Source organism: Paenibacillus sp. OT2-17 (assembly GCF_009827695.1).
Classification (GTDB): Bacteria; Bacillota; Bacilli; order Paenibacillales; family Paenibacillaceae; genus Paenibacillus; species Paenibacillus polymyxa_B.
This window is the reverse complement of the sequence record NZ_WUDQ01000302.1, coordinates 1-4398: the sequence shown is the minus strand read 5'-3', so window position 1 is coordinate 4398 and position 4398 is coordinate 1. Positions and strand designations below refer to the sequence as shown.

4 protein-coding genes are annotated in these 4398 nt (G+C 44.4%); all 4 read right to left on the bottom strand.

What is annotated here, in order from left to right; genetic code table 11:
* Window positions 1-12: 12 nt before the first annotated feature.
* Entirely contained in the window at window positions 13-888 is an 876-nt protein-coding gene (locus tag GRP75_RS19965; RefSeq protein WP_160790159.1) for a carbohydrate ABC transporter permease, read from the bottom strand.
* A 98-nt stretch (window positions 889-986) separates the two neighbouring features.
* Window positions 987-1964, bottom strand: a complete 978-nt coding sequence (locus tag GRP75_RS19960; protein WP_272917224.1) for an ABC transporter substrate-binding protein — start codon at window positions 1962-1964, stop codon at window positions 987-989.
* Window positions 1965-2324 (bottom strand): hypothetical protein, encoded by a 360-nt coding sequence (locus GRP75_RS29925; RefSeq protein WP_237449115.1) that lies wholly within the window; start codon window positions 2322-2324, stop codon window positions 1965-1967.
* A gap of 55 nt (window positions 2325-2379) precedes the next feature.
* Window positions 2380-3843: a GH32 C-terminal domain-containing protein gene (locus tag GRP75_RS19955; protein WP_160790158.1), complete on the bottom strand. Its 1464-nt coding sequence runs from the start codon at window positions 3841-3843 to the stop codon at window positions 2380-2382.
* Window positions 3844-4398: the final 555 nt, after the last annotated feature.

Here is a 4398-nt window from a genome sequence, read left to right as displayed (position 1 = left end):
TTGGATCGCATGTTATGCTTCTCCTTTCCTGGAATTGAATATGGCCCGGATAAGAAGAACGGCAAGCAGGCTTTCGATCACGATAAATACGGCGATCGAGCTTCCATATCCGTATTGATTGGTTGAGAACGCTCTTTTGTACATATAAGTCGTGACCAACTCAGTCGTCGAACCCGGTAGACCGATGATATAAGGGATATCGAAACCTCTTAGCGCACCGGTAGTGCACATGATAAGGGCCAAACTCAGCACATGCTTGATACTCGGCAATTTGATATATCGAATCAGCTGCCATCCATTAACACCGTCTATGGTTGCAGCCTCCTCGATCTCTTTCGGAATCGCGATCAGGGCCGCATAAAAAATAACCATATACATGCCTGTAAAGCGCCAGCCTTCGGGAATGGATACTGCGATCAATGCGGTGTGCGGATTGGATAACCAGGCACTTTGCAAGTGGCCCAATCCGATCCAATCCAGGAACATGTTTAGCAAGCCCAGCGGCTGCAGGGAATAGAAGTTACGGAACATCTGCGCGATAGCGACGGTGACTACCACGGCTGGCAAATAATACAATGTTCTGAAAATGCCGGCTCCTTTTTTGATGTAAGAGAGCAGTAATGCGAAAAACAAACCGATAAACACTTGCATGAGTACCACGATCACGACATACACCAAGTTATTTTGCACGGAATTCCAGAAGTAGGGGTCTTTAAACATTTTGATATAGTTGCCCAGACCAATGTACCTGGCATCCTTTATTCCATTCCAATCTTGAAAGCCGTAATTCAGCGACTGAATGATTGGGACAAAGACGGTTCCTAAATAAAATAGCAAGGCTGGCGTGATAAAAATTAACCATGCCTTCTTGTCCTTGAGTACATTCATATAGAATCTCCCCATTTGTTTGTATTGACAGACTGAGTGAAAGGTAGCCACCCGGCCCTGAATGACCGGGTGGCTGGCAGTTTGTCTGCATGTAAAGACTAGTTGGTGACGTTTTGGGCAATGGTGTCGTCGACTTGCTTGGCGAATTCTTTCGGCGTCGTGGCCCTCATCGTCAATTTGATGATTAAATCGCTCATGACGGAGTTCGTATTGGCATCCAGCAAGGTATCCCAAGGCTTGGCAAATTCTGAACCGTAGTTATCCATATCCTTTTTAATCCGGAGGAACAGTTTGGAGAATTGGGACTCGTCTTTAATCGTAAATTTGAGCGGTGACATCTGCTGTTTAGCTACGTAGACGTCACTGTAATTTTTCAAGACATAACTTAGGAAGTCCTTGGTGGTTTCGTCGAATTTGCTGGTTGTGGCAGCAAGGCCGATCCCGCTGTTTCCAAAAAACTCGTTATCCGGCGTTTTGGCGTTATCAATGGTTGGCAGGTAGAAATAGTCGACGTTGCCTTTAAGTTTTTCCGGCAGATTTTTGTCTATGAAAGACGGGATTTCCCAGGTACCCATGTTATACATAGCAGCTTCACCGTTGAGGAACATGTTCTTGGCTGTCGTATAATCCGTCGTGGCAAACCCTTCCTGAAAGTATTGGCCGATCTCGTAGGCAAAGTTCGCCGCTTTCATTCCGACCTCGTCGGTCATTTTGGCCTTACCTTGGCTCAGGTTACGGGCAAATTCATTTCCGGTAGCTCGGAAAGGAATCATGGCCGCATAGCGCAGCAAGGGCCAAACATCAACGCCATCAACGGCGATCGGGGTAATCCCCTTGTCCTTAAGCGCCTTACTAACCGTGAGCATCTCATCAATGGTTTTGGGAACGGTAAGGTTATTTTTCGCGAATATTTTCTTGTTATACCAAGTCATTTCCAAATGATACTCCAAAGGGAGAAGGTACAGGCTTCCATCAGGTAATTGCTGGTATTTCAGCGCAGGTTCGTAGAACTGATCGTACAATCCTTGTTCATTCAGGAATTTCTTCATATCAACCAGCATTCCGGCATCTGCCAATTATTGGGCGTACGGATCGGCGTCCATATCAATAAATTCTGGAGCTTCGCCGGAAGCGACGAGCGTTCTCAGCTTAGTTAAATAGGAAGGTCTATCGGACGTCACTTGAATATCCAGCTTGAATCCGGAATGATCTTTCGTATACCGGTCTGCCAGCTCTCGGATCGTTTGGACGATCGCTCCGTCTGCTGGACGAGCCGACAACCATGTAATCGTTTTGCCGTTGGAGGCATCTGACGAATTTTGCTGCTTGCCCGCGTTAGTTCCGGAAGCCCCCCCGCAACCTGCGAGAGTAGTTGCAATCAATGCAAAAATAGTGAGAAGTGAGACGATCTTCGACACTTTTCTTATTTTCTCCATTTTAAAACCTCCCATTATATATATCATTACAAATATTTTTTGAAGATTTGTAATTCTAACCTTTTGCTGCCGTCTTGAGCTTGACATCATAGACTTTAACGGAGCCTTCGTTTGCAAAAAAACCGATGTGGCCCGTTTTGAAGTTATAGACCCGTGTTGTCATTGCAATGACAGCGTTGACATACAGACACAGGATGTCATCCTCCAAAATCAGTTTTATCGTAATCCGGTCGTGCTGGCTAAACGGAAATGGTCTTTCCAGTTCGATCATTTGCGGTTTATCACCAGCAATTTGCCATTGGAAAAAACCGGGTTCGGTTCTTGGCCACATATCGAATGCAACTCGATTGTGGAATGGATCAAATTTGATGAAATATCCTATGTCGAGAGTTTTGTCAGTTCGCAGCGCGATGCCGAAGTCTTTGGTCTCTTTCCAGTCCGTAAACGAAGCTTCAATCAGGACTTGGGAAGGTAATTCATTGAATACGCTGTAAGCCAGTCCATCGGGAGACTCTAGTTCGAATTGGCTTCCAGTGTGGCGACAGTTTTTCTCCGCTTCAGGAATAATGACTACTTCGGTATTAAAATGCTCATAAATCGACTGAGGCATCCTTACGAGCAAATCGCCGTTATCGTTTGGATAAACCTCATGAACGACCAAGGTTCCGGCCCATTCCCAGTCACTGTAATCGCTTGCACCTTGTTTGGAAGGAACCCAGCCAAAAGCGTATCTTTGTTGGCCATCCGAAGCCGTTTTCGCCGCATAAAACCCCCTGCCGTCAAAAGTATCCAGAATAGGGGAGGTATACACGCCTTTAATGCTTTTGTTTTTTTTGTAATGTGTCACAAACTTTTCACTGAACGTCGAGTAGACCAGATAGTGCCAGTCTCCCATTTTGAAATAATCCGGACATTCCATAGTGATGTACTTGTCCGGGTTGTAAAACGGCTCCCGAAAACGCCATTGTACCAAATCATGTGAAGTGAGAAGAGCAATGCAACCGCCTCTCTTTTCGGAAGAGTTCATTTGCCTCGCAGTGACGAGCATCCAGTACTCTTGCCGTTCTTCGTTGAAAAACACAAACGGATCGCGCCAATCGAATTGCTCATAAATAACTGCGTCTCCATAAAGCTTAAAATTTTCATCCTTCGTCCAATGGATTCCATCGGTGCCGGTTGCCTTCAAAATGACTTGTAAAGGCTTTCCATCAATGCAAAACTCAGCGCTAGGATTGTGCCCGGTGTAGAAAAGGTGATAAATGCCATTCGGGTCTTTAATCACTGAACCGGTATATGCATTCCGGTCGGGATCGGCTTCGCTCCCGTTGGGCAGAACTACTCCATAATCTTCAAAATCCAAGCCGTTTTTGGTTGTGAGTAGGTTCCACGTCGTATGATTTCCGTAATCTCCGCCAACTCTTTGATCATGGAGATAGTAGAGCTTGTACTCTCCATTGTCATAGAACGGGATCACATCTCCAACCCATCCGTCTTTCGGTTTGTAAAATACTTTTTTCATCACATCATCTCCATTTAGTAAAACGTTTTACAAACACATAATATCATAAGTTATTTAAATGTCAACGCTTACAATACTATTATAAAAAGAATATATAAGATAGTTTTTTGAAGATAAATTGATATAGTAAAACGTTTGCCTAAAAATAAAATAATAATAAAAACACTTACCATTCAGGGGGATTCAAAAATACAATAGGTGCGATTGAAGTAGGGGCACGAAATTGACGGGAATAGAACGGTTCTGGCTGAAACCACAGTAACGCTGGATACTAATTATCACTCGTGGGAATATTCCAATCTTCTCTTAAATCACCAAGCTTCCCGTAATTCATTGAAAGGTTGTTCCAATCAGTAGAACCTTTCAATGATAACGGATCTCTACATAAAAAAGTTGTTCAACGACCTTTGGGATCTTTGGACACCTTTTGCTGTTCATACACTGCAATGCTTGATTCAATGCGTTACGAAACGATTAACTTCTTCCAACGACGGCAAGGCTGCAATCGCTCCAACTTTAGTGCACACGATGGTGCCCACTTGATTGGCAAGTGTC